Annotated in this window: 1 protein-coding gene; it reads left to right on the top strand. The window is 57.1% G+C overall.

The window, feature by feature from the left end; genetic code table 11:
• The coding region (locus tag SB756_RS29140) for a TerC family protein (RefSeq protein ID WP_410913006.1) at window positions 1-303 on the top strand (303 nt) is incomplete at both ends.

The raw sequence follows: 303 nt of genomic DNA, 5'->3' as shown, positions 1-303 counted from the left end.
CGTGAAGTCGCTAACACGCAGACGCTCGCCTTCCTGACCGGTTACGTGCTGGAAAAAGCGCTGGCGGTGGATAACGTCTTCGTCTGGCTGATGCTGTTCAGTTACTTCTCTATTCCGGCCAATCTGCAGCGCCGGGTGCTGATCTATGGGGTATTAGGCGCTATCGTGCTGCGTACCATCATGATCTTCGCCGGTAGCTGGCTGGTCACGCAGTTCAGCTGGATCCTCTATGTGTTCGGTGCCTTCCTGCTGTTCACCGGTGTGAAAATGGCGCTGGCGAAAGAGGATGACAGCGCGGTGGGC

The organism is Pseudomonas sp. SIMBA_068 (genome assembly GCF_046534705.1).
GTDB lineage: Bacteria > Pseudomonadota > Gammaproteobacteria > Pseudomonadales > Pseudomonadaceae > Aquipseudomonas > Aquipseudomonas putida.
This window is presented reverse-complemented; position numbering and strand designations above follow the sequence as displayed.